General features: G+C 42.6%; 23 protein-coding genes and 2 pseudogenes. 11 read left to right on the top strand and 14 right to left on the bottom strand.

Annotated elements, in window-relative coordinates:
• Positions 1-21: 21 nt before the first annotated feature.
• Both ACFE93_RS00165 and ACFE93_RS00160 read left to right on the top strand, forming a co-directional pair.
• Complete coding sequence (locus ACFE93_RS00165) at positions 22-5,958, top strand: amino acid adenylation domain-containing protein (protein ID WP_375471486.1); 5,937 nt, start codon at positions 22-24, stop codon at positions 5,956-5,958.
• Positions 5,959-6,274: 316 nt separating this feature from the next.
• Complete coding sequence (locus tag ACFE93_RS00160) at positions 6,275-7,456, top strand: aldo/keto reductase (RefSeq protein ID WP_375471485.1); 1,182 nt, start codon at positions 6,275-6,277, stop codon at positions 7,454-7,456.
• 84 nt (positions 7,457-7,540) lie between these two features.
• Here ACFE93_RS00160 and ACFE93_RS00155 read toward each other — a convergent pair whose 3' ends face one another.
• Positions 7,541-8,869: a hemolysin family protein gene (locus ACFE93_RS00155; protein ID WP_375471484.1), complete on the bottom strand. Its 1,329-nt coding sequence runs from the start codon at positions 8,867-8,869 to the stop codon at positions 7,541-7,543.
• A gap of 240 nt (positions 8,870-9,109) precedes the next feature.
• Here ACFE93_RS00155 and mfd point away from each other — a divergent pair, with 240 nt between their 5' ends.
• Positions 9,110-12,622 carry a transcription-repair coupling factor gene (mfd, locus tag ACFE93_RS00150; RefSeq protein WP_375471483.1) on the top strand — a complete coding sequence of 1,171 codons (3,513 nt, stop codon included), beginning with the start codon at positions 9,110-9,112 and terminating at the stop codon, positions 12,620-12,622.
• Between the two features lie 73 nt (positions 12,623-12,695).
• On the opposite strand, the gene ACFE93_RS00145 is transcribed toward mfd, so the two are convergent.
• Together ACFE93_RS00145 and ACFE93_RS00140 are read right to left on the bottom strand one after the other, a co-directional pair.
• Complete coding sequence (locus tag ACFE93_RS00145) at positions 12,696-12,908, bottom strand: hypothetical protein (RefSeq protein ID WP_375471482.1); 213 nt, start codon at positions 12,906-12,908, stop codon at positions 12,696-12,698.
• Positions 12,909-12,966: 58 nt separating this feature from the next.
• Entirely contained in the window at positions 12,967-13,095 is a 129-nt protein-coding gene (locus tag ACFE93_RS00140) for a hypothetical protein (protein WP_375471481.1), read from the bottom strand.
• A gap of 29 nt (positions 13,096-13,124) precedes the next feature.
• Here ACFE93_RS00140 and ACFE93_RS00135 point away from each other — a divergent pair, with 29 nt between their 5' ends.
• The 5 genes and pseudogenes from ACFE93_RS00135 to ACFE93_RS00115 form a co-directional block, all read left to right on the top strand.
• On the top strand, positions 13,125-13,256 hold the full coding sequence (locus ACFE93_RS00135) for a hypothetical protein (protein ID WP_375471480.1): 132 nt from the start codon (positions 13,125-13,127) through the stop codon (positions 13,254-13,256).
• Positions 13,257-13,361: 105 nt separating this feature from the next.
• Positions 13,362-13,769 carry a hypothetical protein gene (locus tag ACFE93_RS00130; protein WP_375471479.1) on the top strand — a complete coding sequence of 136 codons (408 nt, stop codon included), beginning with the start codon at positions 13,362-13,364 and terminating at the stop codon, positions 13,767-13,769.
• 144 nt (positions 13,770-13,913) lie between these two features.
• Positions 13,914-14,132 (top strand): hypothetical protein, encoded by a 219-nt coding sequence (locus tag ACFE93_RS00125; protein ID WP_375471478.1) that lies wholly within the window; start codon positions 13,914-13,916, stop codon positions 14,130-14,132.
• The gene (locus tag ACFE93_RS00120; RefSeq protein ID WP_375471477.1) at positions 14,129-14,398 is read left to right on the top strand and encodes a hypothetical protein; all 270 of its coding nucleotides are present in this window, start codon (positions 14,129-14,131) and stop codon (positions 14,396-14,398) included. Before ACFE93_RS00125 ends, ACFE93_RS00120 begins: the two co-directional genes overlap by 4 nt.
• A gap of 174 nt (positions 14,399-14,572) precedes the next feature.
• Positions 14,573-14,710 (top strand): annotated as a pseudogene (locus ACFE93_RS00115) (toxin-antitoxin system HicB family antitoxin); the annotation flags it as partial.
• 1 nt (position 14,711) lies between these two features.
• Here the strand turns inward: ACFE93_RS00115 and ACFE93_RS00110 are convergent.
• The 3 genes from ACFE93_RS00110 to ACFE93_RS00100 form a co-directional block, all read right to left on the bottom strand.
• Positions 14,712-15,143 (bottom strand): NUDIX hydrolase, encoded by a 432-nt coding sequence (locus ACFE93_RS00110; RefSeq protein WP_375471476.1) that lies wholly within the window; start codon positions 15,141-15,143, stop codon positions 14,712-14,714.
• 8 nt (positions 15,144-15,151) lie between these two features.
• Positions 15,152-15,604: a DUF3531 family protein gene (locus ACFE93_RS00105; RefSeq protein WP_375471475.1), complete on the bottom strand. Its 453-nt coding sequence runs from the start codon at positions 15,602-15,604 to the stop codon at positions 15,152-15,154.
• A 109-nt stretch (positions 15,605-15,713) separates the two neighbouring features.
• Positions 15,714-16,646, bottom strand: coding sequence for a Sll0314/Alr1548 family TPR repeat-containing protein (locus ACFE93_RS00100; RefSeq protein WP_375471474.1), 933 nt, complete (start codon positions 16,644-16,646; stop codon positions 15,714-15,716).
• Positions 16,647-16,952: 306 nt separating this feature from the next.
• Here ACFE93_RS00100 and ACFE93_RS00095 point away from each other — a divergent pair, with 306 nt between their 5' ends.
• Both ACFE93_RS00095 and rsmG read left to right on the top strand, forming a co-directional pair.
• Positions 16,953-17,627 (top strand): ABC transporter ATP-binding protein, encoded by a 675-nt coding sequence (locus ACFE93_RS00095; protein WP_375471473.1) that lies wholly within the window; start codon positions 16,953-16,955, stop codon positions 17,625-17,627.
• Between the two features lie 73 nt (positions 17,628-17,700).
• A complete protein-coding gene (gene rsmG, locus ACFE93_RS00090; RefSeq protein WP_375471472.1) occupies positions 17,701-18,435 on the top strand; it encodes a 16S rRNA (guanine(527)-N(7))-methyltransferase RsmG in 735 nt (244 codons plus the stop codon).
• A 273-nt stretch (positions 18,436-18,708) separates the two neighbouring features.
• Here rsmG and ACFE93_RS00085 read toward each other — a convergent pair whose 3' ends face one another.
• From ACFE93_RS00085 to ACFE93_RS00060, 6 genes and pseudogenes are all read right to left on the bottom strand, one after another.
• Complete coding sequence (locus tag ACFE93_RS00085) at positions 18,709-19,512, bottom strand: superoxide dismutase (RefSeq protein WP_375471471.1); 804 nt, start codon at positions 19,510-19,512, stop codon at positions 18,709-18,711.
• A gap of 110 nt (positions 19,513-19,622) precedes the next feature.
• Positions 19,623-20,744, bottom strand: a complete 1,122-nt coding sequence (locus ACFE93_RS00080) for an ABC transporter ATP-binding protein (RefSeq protein WP_375471470.1) — start codon at positions 20,742-20,744, stop codon at positions 19,623-19,625.
• Between the two features lie 56 nt (positions 20,745-20,800).
• Complete coding sequence (locus tag ACFE93_RS00075; protein WP_375471469.1) at positions 20,801-21,046, bottom strand: hypothetical protein; 246 nt, start codon at positions 21,044-21,046, stop codon at positions 20,801-20,803.
• Between the two features lie 7 nt (positions 21,047-21,053).
• Complete coding sequence (locus tag ACFE93_RS00070) at positions 21,054-21,326, bottom strand: BrnT family toxin (RefSeq protein ID WP_375471468.1); 273 nt, start codon at positions 21,324-21,326, stop codon at positions 21,054-21,056.
• Between the two features lie 7 nt (positions 21,327-21,333).
• Positions 21,334-21,552 (bottom strand): annotated as a pseudogene (locus ACFE93_RS00065) (type II toxin-antitoxin system HicB family antitoxin).
• A 25-nt stretch (positions 21,553-21,577) separates the two neighbouring features.
• Positions 21,578-22,306, bottom strand: coding sequence for a GUN4 N-terminal ARM-like repeat domain-containing protein (locus ACFE93_RS00060; RefSeq protein WP_375471467.1), 729 nt, complete (start codon positions 22,304-22,306; stop codon positions 21,578-21,580).
• Positions 22,307-22,583: 277 nt separating this feature from the next.
• Here ACFE93_RS00060 and ACFE93_RS00055 point away from each other — a divergent pair, with 277 nt between their 5' ends.
• Positions 22,584-24,005, top strand: a complete 1,422-nt coding sequence (locus ACFE93_RS00055) for an NADP-dependent isocitrate dehydrogenase (RefSeq protein WP_375471466.1) — start codon at positions 22,584-22,586, stop codon at positions 24,003-24,005.
• A 176-nt stretch (positions 24,006-24,181) separates the two neighbouring features.
• Here the strand turns inward: ACFE93_RS00055 and ACFE93_RS00050 are convergent, their stop codons facing one another.
• The gene (locus tag ACFE93_RS00050) at positions 24,182-24,712 is read right to left on the bottom strand and encodes a hypothetical protein (RefSeq protein WP_375471465.1); all 531 of its coding nucleotides are present in this window, start codon (positions 24,710-24,712) and stop codon (positions 24,182-24,184) included.
• Positions 24,713-24,990: 278 nt separating this feature from the next.
• Positions 24,991-26,052: an S-methyl-5-thioribose-1-phosphate isomerase gene (gene mtnA / locus ACFE93_RS00045; RefSeq protein WP_375471464.1), complete on the bottom strand. Its 1,062-nt coding sequence runs from the start codon at positions 26,050-26,052 to the stop codon at positions 24,991-24,993.
• Between the last annotated feature and the right edge of the window lie 228 nt (positions 26,053-26,280).

The following is a 26,280-nucleotide window of genomic DNA, read 5'->3' as shown; positions in this document are numbered from 1 at the left end:
GATGGAGCCGATAAATCAAAAATGCAGATAAATAGCCAAACTTCAGAATATAAGAAAAATATTCCGTTAGATACCTTAACTCACATCATAGGCACTCAAGTTTTACAGGAATGGAATGACACCCAAGTAGTTTATCATCAGGATCTGTGCATTCATCAAATGTTTGAGATGCAAGTAGAGCGATCGCCCCAAGCAATTGCGGTAGTATGTGAAAATACACAACTTACTTATCAGCAGCTAAACCAACGGGCGAATCAACTAGCGTATCACCTACGTGCTTTAGGCGTTGGCCCAGAAGTTCTAGTGGGCATTTGCCTGGAGCGCTCCTTAGAGATGATTGTAGGACTGCTGGCAATCCTCAAAGCTGGAGGCGCTTATGTGCCTATAGATCCAGCATATCCTTCAGAACGCTTGGCCTTCATTTTAGAAGACACTCAGACACCAGTATTGTTAACCCAAGAAAAATTGGTCAAGAACCTACCACCGCATCAGGCACAAGTGGTTTGTCTGGATTCAAACTGGCAAGGGAATATTCAAAACATTCAAGAAAATCCTGTAAATGAGACGACTGCTGATAATCTCATCTACGTAATCTATACATCTGGCTCTACAGGACAACCCAAGGGTGTAACGATCTCTCACCGTGGTATCTGCAATCAACTCCACTGGAAGCAAACAACTTTTGGATTAACTCACGCAGACAAAGTTTTACTGACTATTTCTTTTAGCTTCGATCCCTCAGTATGGCAGATATTTTGGCCATTGTGCTTTGGGGGGCAATTGTTTATAGCTCGCCCTGGTGGACATCAGGACACAGCCTACCTTGTGAAGGTAATTACTGAGCAGCAAATCACAGTTCTGGCTTTAGTACCTTCCACACTGCGTGTCTTATTGGAAGAGAGGGGAATTGAGAATTGCCGATTCATCAGACACATTACCTGCGGTGGTGAAGCTTTATCTGGCGAACTTATAGAACGCTTCTTTGCCAAACTGAATTTAGAGAATGTTTTACATAATTGTTATGGGCCCACAGAAGCTTCCATTGATACCACTTTCTGGACTTGCCAGCGCGGCACTAATTATGCAGTTGCTCCCATTGGTCGTCCGATTACCAATGCAGAGATTCACATCCTTAATGAAAATTTACAGCCAGTGTCTGTTGGTGAATCAGGTGAACTGCACATTGGTGGTATTGGTCTAGCGCGAGGCTATCTTAACCGTCCAGATTTGACCACAGAAAAGTTCATTTTCAACCCTTTTAGCTCTGAGGTTGGGACACGTCTTTACAAAACTGGTGACTTGGCACGATATTTGAGCGATGGTAATATCGAGTTCCTTGGTCGCATTGACGACCAAGTTAAAATACGTGGCTTCCGAATTGAATTAGGAGAAATTGAAGCCATATTAGCTCAACATCCGGCTCTGACGCAGACTCTAGTCATAGCCAGAGAGGATGTTCTTGGGGACAAGCGACTCGTGGCATATATTGTTGTCAGTTCAGAGCAAATTCCTAGTCAGCTTGAGTTGCGTCGCTTTTTAGAAACTCGGTTGCCTAAATACATGGTGCCTAGTTTCTTTGTATTTTTGAACACTTTACCATTAAATCCCAACGGTAAAATAGACCGCCACGCTTTACCTGCACCGGATACGTCTGATATTAGGCTGTCAACTAACTTTGTTCCACCTCAGAATTCGATAGAAGAAATCTTAGCTGGCATTTGGGCGAAAGTTTTGCGTCTGGAACAAGTAGGTATCCACGACAATTTTTTTGAATTGGGAGGTCATTCACTGCTGGCCACTCAAGTGATGTCTAGGGTTCGCCAAGCTTTTCAGATAGAAATACGGCTGCAACTATTATTTGAGCATCCCACGATCGCTACTTTAGCTCAAGCGGTCGCTCAAAACCAAACTCCAGAAAATGATCCCCAAAATCAGACCATTCTCCAAATAACCAATCGGGAATTAGCTCCTTTATCCTTTGCCCAGCAGCGAGTCTGGTTTTTAGAGCAGTTGGAACCCAATAGCCCAGCGTATATCGTCTCCAATGCACAGCGCTTAACGGGCAAGTTAAATGTGGATGTATTGCAACAGTCACTAGATGCGATCGTTGTCCATCATGAGGCTTTACGAACCAACTTTATTACATCATCTGATGGTAGCCCTATACAAGTAATTGGCACGCCTCGGTCAGTAGAACTCAAAATTATTAAGGTAATAAAAGAGCAAGTAGAATTTTTTCTCAATCAAGAGGTGCAACGCCCATTCAACTTAGAATTTGACTTGATGTTGCGAGCTACTTTGCTCCAAGTAGACGAACAGGAACATATACTCTTGTTAATGATGCACCACATCGCCTCGGATGGCTGGTCAATCGGCATTCTCTGGCAGCAGTTAACAGCGCTCTATGAAGCCTTTTTAAGCAATAAGCCTTCTCCCTTGGCAAAATTACCCATTCAGTATGCCGATTTTGCTGTGTGGCAGCACCAATGGCTATCAGGTGAGGTACTTTCCAGGCAAATTAACTATTGGAAAACCCAATTAGCAGGTGCTAATACTGTACTGGAATTGCCTACAGACCGACCACGGCCACCAGTGCAAACTTACCAAGGAGCAGCCCAATCTCTGATACTACCGCAGACTTTGAGTGCATCACTTAAAGAACTCTCGCATCAGGAGGGTGTCACTCTATTCATGACGTTGCTGACGGCCTTTGGGACAATATTACACCGCTACACTGGGCAAGAAGATATTCTCATCGGTTCTCCCATTGCTGGCCGTAATCGTTCTGAGATTGAAGGGCTAATCGGATTTTTTATTAACACCGTTGTTTTACGGACTGATTTTGCTGGCAACCCCAGTTTTCGGTCAGTTCTAAATCGAGTTCGCCAGATGGCATTAGCTGCTTATGCCCATCAAGATATGCCCTTTGAGAAACTGGTAGAAGAACTGCAACCAGAGCGAGATACCAGTCGCAACCCACTGTTTCAAGTGTGGTTTAATATGCTCAACTTAAGGGACATCCAACTGGAACTACCTGGAGTGGCTATAGAACCAGTCTCGATCCTAGAAACAGCTTCCAAGTTTGACTTAACCCTTTACATTACAGAACAAAATCAAGGAATCCAACTTGATTTAGTTTACAACACCGATCTGTTTACTTCAGAACGGATGATGGAAATGCTTCATCAATTCCATCACTTGCTAAATCAAATTGTTGCTGCTCCAGAGAGCCAGATTAGTTTATATTCCCTGGTGACACCAGAAGTGCGGTCTTTGCTGCCAGAGCCAAGGGTGGTTTTACCAGAACCACAGTATGAGTTGACGACAACAATGTTTACCTCTTGGGTAAATCGTACCCCAGAACATTCATCACTTCGTCAAGGATTTCGCACTTGGAATTATGGGGAATTGGGCAAAATCGCTCAAACCTTAGCACAGGTTATGTTATCTCACGGAGTAGAGCGGGGAGATGTTGTAGCCGTATTTGGGACACGAAGCTTTGGGCTAATTGCTAGTATGCTTGGCGTACTATTGAGTGGTGGTGTGCTACTCACCCTCGATCCAAAACTTCCTAGCCAACGCCAACGGTTGATGTTACAGGAAGCTAAAGCTAAATACATATTATATATTGATGGTCAGCGTCCAGAAGACGAAAATATAGGGGAGTCTTTAACTAGCATCTTTGTCAACCCAGACACAGGAGAAACTATAAATTCAAGCAAAAAGAGCATTAAAGCAATAAATCTACCTGAAATTACTGCCGACGATGCAGCTTATATTTTCTTTACTTCCGGCACTACTGGTGTCCCGAAAGGGGTATTGGGGTGTCATAAAGGGTTGGCGCATTTTCTGAACTGGCAGCGACAGACCTTTGAAATTAATCAGCAAGACCGTGTTGCTCAATTAACTGGTCTTTCTTTTGATGTCGTTCTTAGAGATATTTTCTTACCTTTAACTAGTGGTGCAACCCTATGCTTGCCAGAAGAAGATAACTTAGAACCGACTAGAATTCTGCGTTATTTGGAAAATGAGCAAATTTCTGTACTTCATACAGTTCCTTCGCTGGCGCAATTATGGTTAGCCAATGTGCCGTCAGGAGTCTCTTTACGTAACTTACGCTGGTTGTTCTTGGCTGGAGAACCTTTGAAGGAAACCCTTGTAATTCGGTGGCGGGATGCTTTTCCCGAATCAGGTGAAATAGTTAATCTTTACGGCCCGACAGAGACAACTTTGGCAAAGTGTTATTACCAAGTACCTGTTGAGTGTACACCAGGCATACAGCCAGTAGGACTGCCCCTGCCTCAAACCCAAGCACTGGTTTTTACACCAAATCACCAACCATGCGGTATCGGTGAACCAGGCGAGATTGTAATCCGAACTCCATTCCGCAGTTTGGGTTACATCAATGCCCAGGAAGAAAACCGTTCTCGGTTTGTCAAGAACCCTTTTCGGAACGATCGACAGGATTGGCTTTATTATACAGGCGATCGCGGATGCTATCGTCCAGATGGCTCTCTAGAAATTCTCGGTCGCCGAGATCATCAAGTTAAAATCCGTGGGATACGCATTGAGCCAGGGGAAATTGAAACGGTGTTAGCCCAACACCCAGATGTACTCCAGACTGTAGTAATTGCCCGTGAAGATGTTCCTGGCGATCAACGTTTGGTGGCTTACATTATACCGAATCAAGACTCAGCAATTGCGATTACTGATATCCGGCGCTTCCTCTCGACAAAATTGCCACAGTATATGCTACCTTCGGCTTTTATCGTGCTGGATACCATGCCTTTAACCCCTAATGGCAAGGTAAACCGACGTGCCCTACCTGCACCAGACTTATCGAGGCAAGAGCCAGAAAGCACCTTTGTTGCTCCCCGCAATCAAGTGGAACGCCAGTTAACACAGATTTGGGAACAAATTTTAGGTATCCAGCCCATTGGTGTTAGGGATAACTTCTTCGAGCTAGGAGGGCATTCTATCCTAGCAGTAAAACTGTTTTGGCAAATTGAAAAGACATTTAATAAAAACCTGCCTCTTGCTATTCTTTTCCAGTCAGGTACTGTAGAGGCTCTAGCCAAAATAATCTGCCAAGAAGAAGATTTAACAAAAAACTCGGCTTTAGTAAATACTTTAGACCAATCAAAATTTAGCTGGTCATCTGTAGTAGAAATTCAACCCAACGGCTCCAAGCCACCTTTCTTCTGTATTCATGGATTGGGTGGAGAAGTCTTATGTTTCCGTGAATTGGCATTGCATTTGGGGATAGAACAACCATTTTACGGATTACAACCACGGGGACTAGATGGAAAACACCCTCTCCATACCCGCATTGAAGATATGGCAGCGCACTACATTAAAGAAATTCAGACCCTTCAACCTCATGGCCCTTATTTTCTTGGAGGTTATTCCTTTGGGGGTACAGTTGCCTTCGAGATGGCTCGGCAACTCCATGAGCAAGGCGAACAAGTTGGCATTTTAGTTATGCTTGATAGTTGTCGTCCAGGATATAGCTGGCAGGCGCCATTTCTCAAGCGAGTTTTTTTGCATTTAAATAATATTGTTCAAAAAGGACCTAACTACCTTTGGCAAAAGTTTGTGAGATGGAGTTATTGGCGTAAGCAAGAACTGCAAAATACATATAACCGTTACTTGGAAGATGTACTTCATGTACCTGAAACTGACAAGCATTTAAAGGTTATAGATACTAACACTCAAGCCATCAGTGACTATATTTTTTCACCTTACCTTGGTCAAGCTATTCTTTTGCGGACAGAGGATAAAAATCGGAACGAAGCTATAGGCACAGAATACGATCCTCAATTCGGCTGGGGCAACCTAGTAGTTGGAGGATTAGATATCCATTACCTTCCCGGATCTCACCTTGATATACTTAATGAACCCCATGTACAAGTGTTAGCTGAAAAATTGAGAAAATGCTTAACTCAGGCGCAGTCTTAGTCTGCAAAGAATTAATTTGAACTTTTCTGTCAGTTCAACTTCGCACAACTCAGCACTGCTGGGTCGTTTTGTCATTTCTTGGTCTAAACTTGAGAGAATAATAGAAAAATTCTTGCTAGTGGTAACTAGGGTGAGATAATTATTCTGTGGAACTGGAATATTGGTAAAAATCCAATAACCAAAAGACCTGACCGATTTAAGAATGCGATGAATATTGCTAGTGTCACAGATTGAACAGAGGGAATAATTGTGGCATAAAAGCTGGAATGACTATCGTTTTTAGATTTTAAGTTGGTAAGCAATCCACAATCCACTGATGCTATATAGAAGATTTGGACGCACAGAATTACAGATGCCAGTGTTTTCCTGCGGTGGCATGAGATATCAGTTCAAATGGGAAGATGTTCCCAATCATGAAATTCCTGTTGATAATCAGGCGAATCTGGAAGCAACTATTAAAAGGGCAGTCGAGGTTGGGATCAATCATATTGAAACTGCCCGTGGTTATGGCACTTCCGAAATGCAATTGGGGAGAATATTGCCTAAGTTTCCCCGCGAAAAGTTGATTGTTCAGACTAAAATCAATCCAAAGGCAGATGCGAAAGAATTCCGAGAGACATTTGAACAATCCTTAAAAAATCTCCAGCTAGATTATGTTGACCTTCTAGGATTACACGGCATTAATCATCCTGAGTCGTTAGATGACAGTATCCGTCCCGGCGGCTGTTTGGAAGTAGCACAGCAGTTGCAAGCAGAGGGAAAAGTTAGATTTATTGGCTTTTCCACACACGGCTCAACAGATATGATTGTGCAGACAATTAATACCAATCAATTTGATTACGTGAATCTGCACTGGTACTACATTAATCAATGGAATTGGGCAGCAATTGAAGCAGCTAAACGCCACGATATGGGGGTGTTTATCATTAGCCCATCTGATAAAGGAGGTTTGTTATATAAACCTCCACAAAAATTAGTAAATCTTTGCGCCCCGTTGAGTCCAATGGTGTTTAATGATTTGTTTTGTTTGAGCCATCAAGAGGTACATACCCTGAGCTTGGGAGCAGCAAAACCAGAAGATTTTGATGAACACCTGAAGACTTTAGAATTAATAGATCGAGCAGCAGAAATTTTGCCACCAATTTTAGCAAGGTTGGAAGAAGAAGCGATCGCTACTTTGGGAGAAGATTGGGTAAAATCCTGGGAAACAAATCTACCAACTTTTGACGAAACCCCTGGTGAGGTAAATATTCGGGTGATTTTGTGGCTGTGGAATTTAGCGATCGCCTACGATCTAGTAGACTACGCTAAAATGCGCTACAACCTGCTTGGCAATGGTGGCCACTGGTTCCCCGGCAACAAAGCCGATCGGTTAGAAGAATTAGACTTAGGGAAATCTCTTGCCCGTAATCCCCACGCCGATAAAATCCCTCAACTCCTGAAACAAGCTCATCAGTTATTGGCGGGTGAAGCAGTCAAACGTCTATCTCGCACTTGATAAATTGCATAAATAGGGCATTGGCTATTATGGCGTATGGCAAATAGTAAATAATTATCAATGCCCAATGCCCAATGCTCAATCCTAGTCAGATTTTTTCGTATCTGCTGATTTAGATGCCTTCGGTACGACTAGCACCTTATCAACGCGATTACCATCCATATCCATCACTTCAATTCGCATACTTTGCCATTCAAAATAATCTGCTGCGGTAGGAATACGACCTAAATGGGTGATCACAAAACCGCCTAAAGTTTGATAACTGCCGCGTTCTTCAGATTCCCACTCTTCCATACCAAAAAGTTCTAAAAACTCCTCTACTGGTAACATCCCATCCAAAAGCCAGGAACCATCTTCGCGTTGTACAGCTTGTGGTTGATCCTGTCCATCCGTTGAAGGAACGTCACCCACGATTTCACTCATGATGTCGTTGAGAGTGACTAATCCTTGAATTACGCCGTATTCATCCACTACCAGCGCCATGTGAGTGATCGTTTGCTTGAACAATTCCAAAACTTTCAAGCCACGGGTGCTTTCTGGCACAAATACAGGCTGTCGCAACCCGATCGTTAAATCCAACGGTTCCCCTCGGAAACTCCTGGCTAATAAGTCGGTGACAGGGATAACACCCAGCACATTGTCAAGTCCCCCCTGACAAACTGGATACCGAGAATAAGCACTATCAACCATTTTTTGGCGATTTTCTTCGGCAGAGTCGTCTAAGTCTAGCCAGACAATATCGGGACGGGGTGTCATTAAGTAACTGACAGGGCGATCGCCTAAACGAAAGACTCGCTCCACCATATCCTGTTCAGCTTCCTCAAAGGTTCCCGCTTCAGTGCCTTGCTCAATTAAGATTTTAATTTCTTCTTCGGTGACTTGCGGCTCGGTAGAAGCTGTAATTCCCAGTAATCGCAAGATTAAATCTGTAGAAGCGCTTAAGAGAAAGACTACTGGAGAAGCGATCGCCGCCAAGGCTTGCATCGGAATAGCTACAATTGAGGCAATCTTTTCTGGGTTGTTTAATGCCAGACGCTTCGGTACCAATTCGCCAACAATGAGTGAGAAATAGGTAATGAGCAAAACCACTATTCCGAAGGAGAGCGGGTCACTATAAGGTGCTAACAAGGGGACACGTTTTACATAGATTGCCAACCGACTAGCAATTGTTGCTCCTCCAAAAGCACCAGTCAGAATACCGATCAGGGAAATACCCACTTGAACAGTTGACAGGAAATGATTTGGAGACTCCGCTAGTTTCAATGCTGCCTTTGCCTTGGCATCTCCTTGATTGGCAAGCTGCTGTAGTCTAACTTTCCGTGCCGAGACAATCGCCATCTCAGACATAGAAAACACGCCATTGGCAATAATTAGCACCAAAATGATTAAAATTTCAAAAGTTATGGAGGACATGTTTAAAATTGCCGCTTATCAGAGCGAACGTAGCTCAATCCCTAGTATCTAGTATTAAAGGTGCTTCGATAAATGCTTTGACTATACATAAAGTAATAGTTATAGTTCTTAAATTTATTAGTCGCTGTGCATTATTCTTCCACCGAAGGAATAAGAAAGCTGTTAACACTTTTAAAATAGTTGACATAAACTGCCTCAAGATTTGCTGACTCACAAAGACTCCCATCGCTAGTAGTACTTATGTCATTTTCTTCTATTGTGCGTGCCTTAGGCCGATCGCCGCTCACCACTGAATTTATTTCTAAGCTGAATCGACAACAAGAATTGCGGTTAAATGGCATTCCCAGGCTGCCCAAGACTCTAGTGGCTTCGGCATTAGCGCAGTCTCAGGGGAAGGATTTGTTTGTGGTTTGCGCCACTTTGGAAGAAGCTGGACGCGTTTACGCACAACTGGAGGCAATGGGATGGCAAACAGTACATTTTTACCCTACCTCCGAGGCTTCTCCCTACGAACCTTTTGACCCGGAAACTGAGATGAGTTGGGGGCAAATGCAGGTATTGGCAGATTTGGGAATGGGGCATGGGGAAGAAAACCAGATCCCAAATCCCTCGCAATTACCTAAAATGGCGATTGTGGCTACTCAAGGAGCGCTGCAACCTCATTTACCACCACCAGAAGCTTTTGGACAATTCTGTCTTACCTTGAAACGGGGGATGGATTTAGACTTGAATGCCTTCAGTGAGAAAATAACTATTCTGGGGTACGAAAGAGTGCCTTTGGTGGAAATGGAAGGACAGTGGAGTCGGCGGGGCGATATTGTTGATGTGTTCCCGGTTTCCTCTGAGTTACCAGTCCGGTTGGAATGGTTTGGTGATGAAATCGAGCAAATGCGAGAATTTGATCCAGCAACTCAACGTTCAGCCCTCGACAAAGTTGAACAGTTAATTCTGACCCCCACTAGCTTCACTCCCGTCGTAATGGCTGCACTGAAAAATAGTGCTGAGTTTCGAGCGCTGAGTGCTGAGTTAAATTCTGACTCAGCACTCAGCACTCAGCACTCAGCACTGATGGAGGGTAGCCGTCGCTTTTTGGGGTTAGCTTTCGATCAACCAGCATCTCTGCTAAACTACTTAGCAGAAAATACATTGATTGCCATTGATGAGCCAGAACAGTGTCATGCTCATAGCGATCGCTGGGTAGAAAATGCTGAGGAACAGTGGAGACTGGGAACTGGGGAAGAGTCTAACCAAGTACCAAAAATTCACCGTTCTTTTGATGAGTCTTTGGCTGATGTTGCCAGATTTAAAACCTTATATTTATCGGAACTCTCAGAAGAAAATGATGGGATTAATCTTGCCAGCCGACCTGTTCCAGTCACGCCGCACCAGTTTGCTAAACTAGCTGAAACCATCCGCCAAGAACGCGATCGCAATTTCTCGATCTGGTTGCTTTCTGCTCAACCTTCCCGTTCTGTCTCCCTCTTGCAAGAACATGACTGTCCGGCTCAGTTTATCCCAAATTCCCGCGACTACCAAGCAATAGATAAGCTCCAAATCAACCATACTCCCATTGCCCTAAAATATTCTGGTCTTGCGGAACTAGAAGGTTTTATTCTGCCTACGTACCGATTGGTAATTGTCACAGATCGGGAATTTTTTGGGCAGCATTCCTTGGCGACTCCTGGCTATATCCGCAAGCGCCACAAAGCTACTTCTAAACAAGTCGATCCTAATAAGCTGCGTCCGGGCGATTATGTGGTTCACAGAAATCATGGTGTTGGGAAATTTGTCAAGCTGGAAAGTTTGACGATTAATAACGAAACCCGTGATTACTTAGTGGTGCAGTATGCTGACGGGTTACTCAGAGTCGCAGCCGATCAAGTCGGTGCTTTATCCCGGTTCCGCGCCGGAGGTGATAAAGCACCGGAACTCAATCGGATGACTGGTAAAGCTTGGGAAAATACCAAAAATAAAGTCCGCAAAGCGATCAAAAAATTGGCGGTGGACTTGTTGAAACTGTATGCAGCGCGATCGCAACAACAAGGTTTTAGCTTTCCAGATGATATGCCTTGGCAGGAGGAATTAGAAGATTCTTTCCCCTACCAACCCACAACGGATCAACTCAAAGCTGTACAAGATGTAAAACGCGACATGGAAAGCGATCGCCCAATGGATCGCTTAGTTTGTGGCGATGTCGGTTTTGGGAAGACGGAAGTGGCGATTCGTGCTGTTTTTAAAGCAGTCACCGCCGGTAAACAAGTGGCACTCCTTGCGCCAACGACAATTTTAACACAGCAGCATTACCATACACTCAAAGAACGTTTTGCTCCTTACCCTGTAAATGTCGGTTTACTCAACCGTTTTCGTTCGGCTGAAGAACGCCGCGATATTCAAAAGCGATTAGCAACGGGTGAATTAGATGTAGTGATTGGGACACATCAACTTTTAGGTAAAGGTGTGACATTCCGCGATTTAGGACTGTTGGTAGTAGATGAAGAACAGCGATTTGGGGTAAACCAGAAAGAGAAAATTAAAAGCTTGAAAACTCAGGTGGATGTGCTTACCCTCTCCGCCACTCCCATTCCCCGGACTTTGTATATGTCCTTGTCGGGAATTCGGGAAATGAGTTTGATTACCACCCCACCCCCAACCAGACGACCGATTAAAACCCATTTATCACCGATTAATTCCGAAAGTATCCGCACTGCAATTCGTCAAGAATTAGACAGAGGTGGACAGGTTTTTTATGTAGTTCCACGAGTGGATGGAATTGAAGAGACAACAGCCAATTTACGAGAAGTGATTCCGGGAGCTAGATTTGCGATCGCTCACGGTCAAATGGATGAAAGCGAGTTAGAATCAACCATGCTCACCTTCAGTAATGGCGATGCAGACATCCTCGTTTGTACGACAATTATTGAATCTGGCTTAGATATTCCGCGAGTCAACACCATTTTGATTGAAGATGCTCACCGCTTTGGATTGGCACAGTTGTATCAATTACGCGGTCGTGTGGGACGTGCAGGGATACAAGCTCATGCTTGGTTATTTTATCCGAAGCAACGGGCATTATCTGATGCGGCACGGCAACGATTACGAGCAATTCAGGAATTTACTCAGCTAGGTTCTGGGTATCAACTAGCGATGCGCGACATGGAAATCAGAGGCGTGGGTAACTTGCTAGGTGCAGAACAATCTGGTCAAATGGATGCCATCGGTTTTGATTTATACATGGAAATGCTGGAAGAAGCAATTCGGGAAATCCGAGGACAAGAAATTCCGAAAGTGGAGGATACTCAGATTGACCTCAACCTGACGGCGTTTATCCCAGCAGATTACATTACCGATTTGGATCAAAAGATGAGTGCTTATCGGGCGGTGGCGACAGCTAAATCTAAATCAGAATTAAAGCTAATTGCTGCTGAGTGGAGCGATCGCTATGGTACTTTACCAGTCCCTGCAAATCAACTTTTGCGAGTCATGGAACTCAAACAGCTAGCGAAAAAACTCGGATTTAGCCGGATTAAACCAGAAAACAAGCAGCACGTCGTTTTAGAAACGCCGATGGAGGAACCAGGTTGGAATTTGTTGGCGGCGAATTTACCGGAAAATCTCAAGACGCGCTTTGTCTATTCTCCAGGTAAAGTGACAGTGCGCGGGTTAGGAGTTTTTAAGGCGGATCAACAATTGCAGAATTTGATTGATGCTTTCGGGAGAATGCAAGGTGCGATTCCAGAGGCAGCTATTGTTTGAGCAGTAGCTTAACCTGACTCTTATGTTTCTATTAATCTAGAATCAAACCTATACAGGAGAACCAGAGTGAGTATTAATCTTGATTTGCCGCCAGAGCTAGAAAATGAGCTTTTTTGAGTAATGGTTTAAAACTGGTTGCGCCGCTACCTGTAGTCTGGGCTACTGAGGCTGACTTGACTCGCGCCTTGTCTGACTTTACGACCGTACCATTTATCTCACAGTTTAAGGTTGTTAGATGCGGTGATAGCTGCTTGTGCTGTTGGGCAAGGTGCAACCCTTTGTACATTCAATGTGAAACATTACCGTGTTGTTCCCGGTCTTGTTATTGCACAGCCCTACCCACGTTAATAACTACCCAACACTGCGACGTTTTGAGTAAAATGCAAAGTGCGTAGGCATAGCCAGTCGTAGACATCGCTGTTATCTGTGTAATTTCGGTGGTGAGTTAGTTTTGTCTGTGAGAAATTAGGCATCTAAGTTTTCATAGCGCGGACAACCAAGGATGGAAAAAGAAAAGTTTCACATTGGGTTAACATACCTTCGTATTGAGGGTATTTTTGATAGCACGGATATGTACGGAAATCAAATTAAACGTCCTGATTTTTGGGAGGATGAGGGAGAAGTTATTGTTTAGGGATATAGAATATCTGGTTCAGCAGTTTCTTCTCATTCTCAGATTGACTACTTTCCAAAAAATCGACTTGAGTATGTAGATATATGTCAGTTTGTTTGCGATCGGATGGCAGACTTACTTGATGAATGCATTCAGAGGATTAAACAACATAATAATTTAGAAGATTCATCTGTAGGCGTAGCAAATTATGAATTTAGAATTTATCATTTTTGCGAATATTTATTAGGAGAAGAAGAAGAGAGTCTATCTCTCAAGTTAAACCGTCTTTCTAAAAGCGGGAACCTAAAACAGGCAAATGGTAAAGGTGGGTTGTCTGATAAGGTTGCTCAAATTAAAGGAATTGATTTCTTGCTAGGTGCTAATTCGATAACTTTGATGAGAAAAATTAACAGCTACAAAAAAGAATTCGTTAGAGATGTTGAGCAACACAAGCTCAAAACATATCAAGATTATTTAAACTTGAGAAAAGGGAGAATAAATGACTATAATCTGCTGGAAAAGCTTGCTCTTTAAAGAGAAGTATAGACAACCAGTTATCGCAACCTAACATTTTATTGGAGCGATCGCGCTTTGCTCTCACCCTAATTGATCGCACCCTAACAACCCCAACAGAGTGTAAGCAGAGATAATTTATATTATGACTTTCGTATAACAGCTATGACAGAGCTACTTGAACAAGCGATCGCCAAACTAAAAAACTTGCCTGCCAATGAACAAGATGCGATCGCAGCGATGATTTTGGAAGAACTAGAAGATGAACGCTCTTGGGATGAAGCTTTCACTCGTTCCCCTGACGTACTTGCTTTCTTAGCAACCGAGGCAATGGCTGAATACCGTAGAGGAAAAACCCAAGAGTTAGATCCAGATACATTGTGAAGTCACGTATAACCGCTCAGTTTCGTCAAAAGTTTGCTTATCTACCTGAGCAAGTTCAAGAGCAAACCCGTGAGGCATACCGCCTCTTCAAACAAGATCCGAGCCATCCAAGCTTGCGCTTCAAAAAAGTACATCCAGAACTACCAATTTATTCAGCACGGATTAGCAAAAGTTATCGAGCAGTTGGACAGTTAGATGAAGATACCGTTATTTGGTTTTGGCTAGGTTCACACGCAGAGTATAAGAAGTTGCTCTCTGGGTTGTAGCTATACAGTGCGATCGCATTCCCGATTTTAATCATAAGATGAATGCTTACTGTGCGGGAACGATGGCAAAATCTAAAGCATAACTAACGCAGATCAGACTTGATTAGAGCGATCGCGCTTTGTTTGCTCCCACCCCAAGCGATCGCTTGTTGTATCTCTCAAAATTTAATAAGTAGTAATGATAGCTACAGCGGTAAACTACTACTACAAATGCCTAAATCTTTACACAGGTGTTTAGCTGAGACTTCTGAACGGGAAGGCGTTAGTCTCAACCAGTATATTGTATTTTTGCTGAGTGCAATTTCTAGATAATTTATAAATATTCAAAAAAGACTTCAGGTACTAATCTGAATTCACCCGATTTCAAGCGAGAGATATCTATCCATAATGCTCTATGTTTATGATGTGGTGATTCGGAAAAAACTAAACTTTCCAGCTGATAAAATTTTGAATTAGCAAAGTCACATTGATAAAGCTGAATAATTTCATGACCTTGTCTACCATTAAATGTAAACAGGTTCTCTATACAACCTAGATATTTAATATTCGTTAAGTCTGCCTGAATTTCCTCTTGAAACTCCCGTTCTAAAGCGGCGCGGCTGGTTTCGCCAAATTCAATACCACCGCCTAAAGCCCGATAAAATCTTTCTTGTTTGACGGGATCGTAGCCTTCAGAAAGAAATATGCGTTCGCCATTCCGAATTAGCCCCAAAGCTATTACCCGAATTTCGCCAGCTTTATTCATTTTTGTAACTAATTATCATAAACAGACTGAGGACGACTTTCGCTATCCTCAATAGGCCAATCTGGATTTTCACCACCAATGTACAATTCTTCAATGGTGACATATTCCTGACTTAGCTGTGTGAGGGCATTGATTAAAATATCCAGAGCGATCGCATCACTGGTTCCTAAATCAAACCAACAACGTCCCCACTGTCCCTCATATTCAAACTCACCCATATTGTGCATCAGTGCTAGTAGGCTTTTGTCATAGCCTTGTTCATCATAATTCATGTAGCTGATATCGAGTCCAGTGTCCTGCACCTGGAGATTCTCTGCATTAAATGCACCCAATTTACCCAGATAAAACCAGGAATTGAAAACTTCTTCTACATATTGCTTTTCACGCGCAGAAGGATTTGTGCTGAATTTCAGCCAAATCCACACATCAAAAGGATTTATTTCGCGGAACTGAATCTCCATTTTGGTCTAATATCTCAATTACTCTTCTGCAAATAAGCATATCAAAGTGGGGGATGGGGAATGGGGCATAGGGGATAGAGAAAAAACTTAATCGCCAATGAATGCCCAATTACCCAGGATTTTTCAGGCTAACAGCACTTCTGCGTTCACGCTCAATTTGTTTGACTAAATCGCCTGGGAGTTGGGATTTTTTAGTCAATGCTTTGTCAAAATTAGCGATCGCTTCCTGGATTATCTGCTGGCTTTTTTCTTTTTGCCCCAGTTGTTTAAGGATTTGGGCTTTGAGATAATAAATTTCTGGATTATCGGATGTGGTTTTTATCGCCCGATTCACATACTCTAGTGCCTGTGGATACCTTTTTAAATCTCGGTAAGCAAGAGCAATACCCCGATCCACTAGATACCCAGGAGCAGCATTTTGTTCTAAGCGTCGAATTGCCTGATCTGGGCTAGCAAAAGGCAAATTAACCGCCAATAATAAATCCATATAACCTTTGATTAAATTCAGTTCTGGATCGTTGGCAGAAATTGCTTCGGCTTTGTCTAAATATTCATAAACTTGTCGCAGCCGACTCAAGGCTTGGGGTACACCGTTGACTGTACCTTCACGAGTGATAACTACTGCACCTTCTAAAAAATGACCAACAGCAGTGTATAAATTACCACGTAAGGGATCGCTAGGAATCAGTTTTTGTCCTGTTTCTAAAGTTTTCTGACTGTAGGTGTCGAGTTTAGCCCAATCCTTATTTCCGTATGCTAAAGATGCCTTCATAGCATAAGCTAAAGGTTCATTTGGCTCTTTGGATAGTGCTTGTTGCAGATAACGATCTGCAGCTGGATAGTTGCCTTGTTGGAAAATCGCTTTAAAAGCTGCTTCTGTTTGGTCGCCAATTTGATGAGGTTCGCGATTGCGAAATGGATCGCCAGCCAGGGAGGGATTTACCCAGATATTAATTGCGATCGCAGCTACAAAAGCAGTCTGAGCAAAGGTAGTGAGTTTAGCAGACACTACTATTTGAGGCGAAGAAAACCTTTTAGTCATTTTAACCCTCAGAATAATTGCGGTTGAAATAGTTGTATGTGTTACTTAGAATGCAAAAATGGTTAATTTTAACTTGCCTCTGCTTCAACCAAAATTTTCTTATATATGGGTAATCTTTCCATGCTTCCAGGCTTACTCTAGCCATTATTTAAGGCTTAGTCTGCCACAATGGAGAAAAAGTGGATAATTCTTGCTGCTAAATTAAGGTGTTAATCCAGGTAATGCGCTATAAATTTTTCCAGAATTTTCCAGATACTCTCAGTGTAGCTAATCAGTAATTTGCTGACTTTTTGGTAATCTTAACAAATGCTTTATCTCCGAAATGTAAATTATCATCCGACAGCGTGCCCAACAGCGATTCTCAAATCGATCAATTTAGAATTAGCACCCCAGCAGCTAGGTCTGATTATTGGCCCGAGTGGTTCGGGTAAAAGTACCTTACTAGAAATTTTGTCGGGACTAGCCGAACCCACCACTGGCGCTCTCTTCTGGCGGGAACAAGAACTTCTAGCCGAACAGCTACAACAATTAGCCGGGTTGGTATTTCAGTTTCCAGAGCGACACTTTTGTGGTGGTTCGATTTTAGAAGAATTACGTTTAGGACATCCTGAGTTAGGGTCAGAACGAGTCAGACAGGCGCTGAGTGAGGTGGGATTAGAGCATTTATCCCTATCTACTGCTCCCCATGCTTTGAGTGGTGGTCAGCAACGACGTTTAGCTTTAGCAGTGCAATTAATTCGCCAGCCAAATTTACTGTTATTGGATGAACCCACAGCTGGTTTAGATTGGTCAATGCGTCGGCAACTGGTAAATTTATTAGCGAAACTGAAACAAGATTGGACATTGTTGATAGTGACACACGATGCTGGGGATCTGTTAGCGATCGCAGACCGTTGCTGGACACTTAACCACGGCGAACTAGAATCAGTAGACCCAAAGACACTAGAATCTAAAGTTAAAGAACCTCTACCAACTGTGTGAGAAAAGAGCAGGGGGCAAGGGGAGAAAGAGAATGCCTCATACCCCCTGCCCAATGACAAATGATAAATGACAAATGACAAACTTATTGCCTGAAATGGCAGAAATCTGGCAGCAAACTCTCAATTGGCAACCAACTCTTCAACAGCAAACACAATTTCAAAAGCTTTATGAGTTAATTCTAGAAGGGAATCGCCAACAAAATTTAACTCGGATTGTTGAACCCCAAGAGTTTTGGGAAAAACATCTCTGGGATTCTTTGCGAGGAATTGCATCTCTGTTATCAGTAAATTTCTCTTCTGCTTCTCCCGCTCTCATCGATATTGGTACAGGTGCAGGTTTTCCGGGTATTCCAGTGACAATTACTGTACCTAATTGCACAATTACTCTTCTCGATTCCACTCGGAAAAAAATTACTTTCCTCGACAATATATTAAGTGAACTTGCCTTAACTAATGCCAAAACTCTTGTTGGTAGAGCGGAAGAAATTGGTCAGCACCCACAGCATCGACGAGCTTATAATATTGCATTGATCCGTGCCGTAGGGTCAGCCTCTGTCTGTGCAGAATATACTCTACCACTGCTCAAACAGGGAGGTTTAGCCATAATTTATCGCGGTAATTGGACAGAGGATGAAACAGCTGCTTTACAGAATGCTGTGAACCAGTTGGGTGGCGTCATTGAATCAATCGAACAATTTACAACACCCTTAAGTCACAGCATCCGGCACTGTGTGTATTTGCGTAAAATAAGCACCACACCAGTTCAGTTTCCGCGTGCTATTGGTATACCTAGCCAAAAGCCTCTTTAACTAATTCGTAATTCGTAATTCGTAATTCGTAATTATAAAGTAATACAGTTCAGTTAAGCCTAAAAATTATACTGGTGTAGGTTGAGTTGAAGAATGAAACCCAATAAGATCAAAACTTTGTTGGATAACGCTTATGCTCAACCCAACCTACTATTTTCTTAACCCAAGCGTATTGAATTATAAAGGCTACAGCAGCCCACACTGATTATAATTACGAATTACTTTGACAGAGCAGAAGATAAACTTTTTTTCTATCTTTCCGTGTCCCAATGTTTAAGCAAATTTGCTGGCTGCTGCAAACCGCTTGTTAATCTCATCCCAATTAACCACGTTCCACCAAGCATCTAAATAATCGGCACGGCGATTCTGGTAATTGAGATAATATGCATGTTCCCATACATCATTACCCAGAATGGGATATTTACCTGCACTAAAGGGACTATCTTGATTAGCTGTAGTTGCCACTTCCAACTTGCCACCCTTGTTACGCACTAGCCAAACCCAACCACTACCAAAACGACCAGCACCAGCCTCGTTAAACTGTTTTTTGAAAGCTGCAAAAGAGCCAAAATTTTGATTAATCGCGGAGGCTATATTTCCTGTTGGTTCTCCCCCACCTTTCGGCTTCATAATTTGCCAGAACATTGAGTGGTTGACATGACCACCGCCATTATTACGTACTGTTTTGCGAATATCTTGTGGTACATTGTCAAGTTTTTGCAACAGTTCTTCAACAGTTTTGCCTTTGAGTTCTGGGTGTTTGGCTAACGCTGCATTCAGGTTTTTCACATAAGTTGCGTGGTGTTTATCATGGTGAAATTGCATTGTTTTAGCATCAATGTGTGGTTCTAGTGCTTCGTAAGCGTAAGGTAAAGGTGGTAGTTGGATAGCCCCTGTTGTATTTTGCGTTGTATTTGCTGTTGTATTTGGTGTTATATTTGCTGTTATATTTGGTGTTGTGTTGGAAGTTGCAGTGTTTCCCTGAGGAGATTTCTCTGCCGATGCACAAGCGTCTAATGCAAAAGCACCAGCACCTGATGTAAGTAAAACCAAGAAATGGCGTCGATTAATAGTCATATAAGTTTTGCAGCGAATCTATTCAGTCTCTATTGCAGTTTTCATTTTCTTAGATTTTGGCTACAAAAAATTAGAAATTAGCGATTACTTCTGGCAGTTTAAGAAACTCTTTATAAAATTCTGTCCCCAGTTTTGGGATCGAATACAAACAACTGATTTAAATCGAGCTGTAGAGAAAGGCGATCGCCTGGACGAAGACGCATATCACCGCCTACCTGAATATTCAACATCACTGCCGAACCAGGTAAACCAGCACGAATCAAAGTTTCTCTTCCCAAAGGTTCCACAACTTTAACTTCAACCGATAATAGTCTTGAATTTGAAGTACTGTTAGCGGTAGCGGGGCGTTCAGCCTGTTCTGAGTCAGTGTTTATTTTTATATGCTCTGGACGAATCCCCAAATCAAAACTGTGTCCCTGACGCAACTGTAATTTTTCTTTTACAACTGCTGGAATTGCTAATAATTGTCCACTCACATCAAAACAATTCTTTTGATAGATTGCAGGCAAAATATTCATTGGCGGACTGCCTAAAAAACTTGCCACCATCTGATTAGCAGGATTTGCATAAATAGTTTGGGGATCGCCAATCTGTTGAATCCGCCCTCGATTTAGCACGACAATTTTATCAGCCAAAGTCATTGCTTCAACTTGATCGTGGGTGACGTAAATAGTTGTAATACCTAATTGTTGATGTAACTGTTTCAATTCTGCCCTGGTATCATCGCGCAATTGGGCATCTAAATTAGATAAAGGTTCATCAAGTAAAAACACTTGGGGTTCACGAGCGATCGCTCTCCCTAATGCTACTCGTTGTTGCTGTCCCCCAGAAAGTTGTTTAGGTTTACGATCCAGCAGGTGATCCAGAGAAAGCGATCGCGCTACATTCATCACTCGTTCTTGAATGATTTTTCGGTCAACCTTCCGCATTTGTAAGCCAAAGCCAATGTTTTCTGCCACACTCATGTGAGGATAGAGAGCGTAGTTTTGGAACACCATCGCTACATCTCGTTGTCTGGCTGGGATATTATTTACCAAGCGATCACCAATATAGAGTTTGCCAGATGTAGCGGTTTCTAAACCGGCGATCGTTCGCAAAATTGTAGACTTACCACAACCCGATGGCCCGACTAAAACCCAAAACTCGCCATCGGGAATTTCAAAGGTAATATCCTCAATCGCAGTGACGTTATTGAATCTACGCTTAATATCTTCTAGACGAACGTTGGCCATTATCCAATTTGATATTTTTAGTTTGGGATCTGCGGCAAGTAACCTCCAATTTAGTACTAGGGGCTTTTATCCGCCCCCTCTGAGGAACTGTGAGGCTGCTTTGCAAGTGCAGAAACTTGGTTATCCTGCACAACTCTAATCAGAAATCTTAGAGCTTCATTGACGGCATCGGCATTGGGAAAAACCTTTGCAACATCAGGTTCTAAACGAATTGTTGTCTTACCAAAGCTTTTTCGTTCAGGGCCGAATTTTCTGACTCTTAGGCTTTTTAAGTCATACTCTGAACGCAAATCCTCTTCCATTTATGGCTTACCCTTCTTTATATGCTTCTCGCTCGGCTCGCGTTACTTCTCTTGCACTAATGAGACGAATCGAATTTCCTCTTTCCGTATACGACATGATTAGTAAGTGTCCCCGATTTGACTCTCCAATAATAAGGTAACGCTCCTCATCATCAGAGTGGTCTGGATCGTAGAAGTCAACATAGAGCGGATTATCGAAAACAGTTTTGGCTTCTTCAAACGAAACCTGATGTTTTAAAAGATTTATTGCCGCTTTATTTTCGTCCCACTCAAACTTCATGAAATTATTAAATCACTACCTTTTGAATACCTATAAATTCTGGTATTTTTTCATCACTTTTTGTTTCTAAACAAAGTTAAATTACTTCTTTCATATTAGCCATCAACTCATCAATTGTTTCTCCTTGACTGTAACAGGCTTGTAGCTGAGGTATTTCTCCGACATAGTAGCCATCTTCATCCCGTTAAATAATGACGTATAATTCTGTGTTGTTGGGATTGATTATAATCTATTTGTACGTAGACTCAAAATCATTTTTCTGGATTCTTTGTCCAAGCAGGGTGAGAAAGTAAAGAAGCAAAAACTCGTACTCCCCGAAGTTGATTAGAAAGGGGTAAATGACCTCTAGGTGCACTCAAATCCCAGGTAAACCCGTTAGGGTAGCGCGTCCAATTATTACCTGCTTTCCAGCCAATTTTTGGCCAGAAATTCTCCCAGTTTTTACCCAAACTTAACCAGATTTCTCGCTGCACTGAAAAACCAAATTTACCTTCGGAGTGGACTAACCAGAGGTTGTTAATAGTTTGCAAGTCAACAGCCGAGGTATTTTCTACCTCAGTAAAATACAACCATTTTCGTTGTACAGCCGTTGGCCCTGATAGTTCGCACATTTTTTCGATGGTAACGCGATCGGCTGCTTGGAAGTCTTGAACAGCTAGTAGCTGTTGCAAAAAATTGTAGTTAATCCCGCACTCTGATTTTAGAGGTACAATTCCTTCAGGAAAACAGGAGCGCAGAAACTCTTTTACTTGAGGTATATCAGAGTTGTAAAGGACTTGGTAGGCTTTGCCATCAATCCAAGTTGCTGGGTTTTCACGTCGTTTCAGTAAAAATTCCATCAACACGTCTAATCCCTTATTACCCAACTCAGCTAACTGTGGGATTATCTGTTGTTGGACTTTTTCAGATCCAGCGATTAACGGTTGTCGGAGGGAGTCGATGTCATTAGCAGGGCCTGATAAAATCATTGGGTCTGTCATGCCATTCTCGCTTTAGCGGTCAGTGAAAGAGCGGTAAGCTATCGGGCATTCTCCAAGGTGAAGTCACTGATAGCGAAAAGTAGTTTACTATTTTTGATCGTACAAAATTGCGATCGCTTCACTGAAATCCCACACTTAATTCCCAAATAATGTACAAGGGGAGTAGGGGGAAAATCTGTGCCTTATGGCTTGGTAAACAAAAGACATAGCAAAATATACAAGCCTGCCACATAAGGATTTTTTGAATAGCAGCGTATCGATTAGGAGTGTGTGAACGATGTACGAAAAGATTACCCCCCCCGGAACTGGAGCAAAAATCACCTTCAAAAATGGTGAACCAATCGTACCGGACAATCCAATTATCCCTTTTATTCGGGGCGATGGTACAGGTATAGACATTTGGCCTGCTACCCAAAAAGTTCTCGATGCTGCGGTAGCCAAAGCATATAAGGGTCAGCGTCAAATTAGTTGGTTTAAAGTTTACGCTGGGGACGAAGCTTGTGATTTATACGGTACTTATCAATATTTACCTCAAGACACTCTCATAGCAATTGAAGAATATGGTGTAGCTATTAAAGGGCCTTTGACTACTCCCGTTGGGGGGGGAATTCGTTCTTTAAATGTGGCGCTGCGGCAAATTTTTGACTTGTATGCCTGTGTACGTCCTTGCCGTTACTATGCAGGTACGCCCTCACCCCACAAAAATCCCGAAAAGCTGGATGTAATTGTTTATCGGGAAAATACGGAAGATATTTATTTAGGCATTGAGTGGCGACAAGGTAGCGAAATTGGCGATCGCTTAATTAAAATTCTCAATGAAGAATTGATCCCTGCCACCCCAGAACATGGGAAAAAACGCATTCCTCTTGATTCTGGTATTGGCATCAAACCCATCAGCAAAACTGGTTCCCAACGCTTAGTCAGACGTGCCATCAAACACGCTTTGCTATTGCCCAAAAACAAGCAACAAGTGACTCTGGTGCATAAGGGCAACATCATGAAGTACACCGAAGGCGCTTTCCGCGATTGGGGTTATGAATTAGCAACCAGTGAATTTCGCCAAGAAACTGTTACTGAACAAGAATCTTGGATTTTGAGTAACAAGGAAAATAACCCTAATATTTCCTTAGAAGAAAACGCCCGCCAGATTGAACCTGGGTTTGATAGTCTCACTGAAGAAAAGAAAGCGCAAATTGTCAAGGAAGTTGAAACTGTTCTTAACTCAATTTGGGCAACCCACGGCGATGGTAAATGGAAAGATAAAGTTTTGGTGAATGACCGGATTGCTGACAGTATTTTTCAACAAATCCAAACCAGACCGGATGAATATTCGATTCTGGCGACGATGAACTTGAACGGTGATTACTTGTCTGATGCTGCCGCCGCCATTGTTGGGGGATTGGGAATGGGGCCAGGGGCAAATATTGGTGATGCTAGTGCCATATTTGAAGCCACCCACGGCACTGCACCCAAACACGCCGGCTTAGATCGGATTAATCCAGGTTCAGTGATTTTGTCTGGTGTGATGATGCTGGAATTTATGGGTTGGCAAGAAGCCGCAGACCTCGTTAAGAAAGGTTTAAGCGATGCGATCGCGAGTAGTCAAGTCACTTACGATTTAGCCCGGTTGCTAGAACCACCAGTTGAACCCTTAAAATGTTCTGAATTTGCCGAGGCAATTATTCAGCATTTTGGTTAAGTACACTAACGTCAACTTAAGTCCTAGCGAATAGAATTTCCACGCTAGGTTCAAGCCTCTTAACCTGACGTGAATTCGACAGCGATATATGCGAAAGATTAACGTCTAAGGGATTAAGAGGCTTTGTAGGGCATTCTAGATCATGTAGAGCGTTGGCAAGTGCTCAGTAAGTTGATTTAATCAGCGTTGATGCGCTGCCCTGTGAAAGTGGCTGTGAACGACTTCACCGACGAATCATTATTTCTATTTAGCGGATTGGCATTTAAAGGGAAGGAACGAAATGTCAGTGTCCCTTGCACTGCGTGAGTTGTGGAATCGAACGTTATATGATAATCATCTCGAACAACGCTAGCGGATAATGTCCCAGTTGGAAAACCGAAGTTGAGTGCCGTAACGGTGATCTCCCTGTTCCCGGTACACTTCCAACGTCCCTGTATATTACCAAAGGGTTGTCCCACCACCCCAGCCGTACCCGAAATGCCGGCTTGGCTCGAGTCAGAGGCGAAAAAGTTGCCATCTTGGGTCAACGTTAGCAGTTCGCGGGCTGAGGATGCACCAGATAATGTTATCAGGTATGTGCCAACAGCAAACCTATCACAATCCTTTTTGGGGTAGGCATTCGCTTGGCGCAGATTCATAGCAAATGGAATGGTGAATGCTGACAGCGCACAGATAGTCAATATCGTCAAAGATTTACTAGTTTTCATCACATAATTCCGATTAAAAAAGTTGATATCAATGCTGTTCAATTGAGCGGAACAGTTTCAATTTCAAGCATTTTAGCCGGCTTTGGCAGTACTTTTTTATAAAGTCCGATCCTAATGTTATATGCATCTTGATCTTTATACAGGATTGATGTTAAGTAGTCGGACAGAATTAATTACACAATGTCATTGGGAGTGTAACAAAGTGAAATAAAGCAATCGCAAAAGTTTGGGATTGCTTCATAACTTCGCAATGACTATAAATATTTTTGTTCAGCTACTTAAGCTACTTGCTTTATCTGTGATTTCACTAATTCCCCTGGAGCGATCGCTCCATTCTCTGTAATGATGGCTGTAATCAACTCAGCCGGAGTCACATCAAAAGCTGGATTGTAAAAATCTACACCAGCAGGTGTGAGAATCGTATCACCAACTTGATAAATTTCTGTTGTTTCGCGTTCTTCAATGGGAATTTTGCTACCATCGGCTAATTCAAAATCAACGGTGGAAAGGGGTGCAGCCACAAAGAAGGGGATATTATGTGCTTTAGCTGCGATCGCAACACTATATGTACCAATTTTATTGGCAGTGTCACCATTGGCAGCAATGCGATCAGCACCCACAACTACAGCATGAATCAAACCCTGTTTCATGCAATGGGCTGCCATATTATCAGTAATTAATGTCACTGGAATCCCTTCTTGCACGCATTCCCAAGCGGTGAGTTTTGCACCTTGTAAGCGAGGACGAGTTTCGTCGGCAAACAAACGTTCTAAACGTCCTTCCCTCCAGGCAGAACGCACCACACCCAAGGCTGTGCCATATCCAGCAGTAGCCAGCGCCCCAGCGTTGCAGTGGGTAAGTAACGTTAGCTTTTCTGGGGTAGACGGTAAAACTGCTAAACCATTGTCGCCGATTGCCTGACAGGTTTGCAAATCTTCAGTATTGATTGCTTGGGCTGTTTGGAAAAGGGTTTGCTTGATGTCTTCTACCGTTCCCAGCGTTTCGTAGGCAGTTTTCATCATCCGGCTAATTGCCCAAAATAGATTTACCGCCGTTGGACGAGTAGAACGTAACAACTGGGCTACTTTATCTAAGTGTTGCAAAAATTCGTGGCGATCGCTTGTTGCAATTTCTCTTGCACCAAGATACATTCCATAAGCCGCAGCCACACCAATTGCAGGCGCACCTCGCACAATCATGGTTTTAATCGCCCGCGCCATATCTTCACTGCGGTGAATTTCTACAAATGTATATTCGTTGGGTAGACGGGTTTGATCGATTAGTGACACTGAGTAATTATGCCAAATAACGGGATAAACCTGGTTTGTGGAAGGTGTCATAGCAATAGGTTGTTAGTAAATAAGCAACATTTTTTACTTTAATGCATACTGATAATTTTATTTTAAAAACCAAATTTCATTAACTACAGCATTTTCTACCTTAATTAAGTAACTTATTTAATTTTAAGTACACATAGAATATGCAGTAAAAAGATTAAAGAAGATTTTCTTAACCAAAATTTTTACTCATTTTGAAAGGCTAGTTATGACATTTATGTATTGACAAAA

The sequence above is a fragment of the uncultured Nostoc sp. genome (assembly GCF_964247315.1).
Lineage (GTDB): Bacteria > Cyanobacteriota > Cyanobacteriia > Cyanobacteriales > Nostocaceae > Nostoc.
The sequence above is the reverse complement of the archived record's forward strand: the minus strand, read 5'-3'. Positions and strand labels throughout refer to the sequence as shown.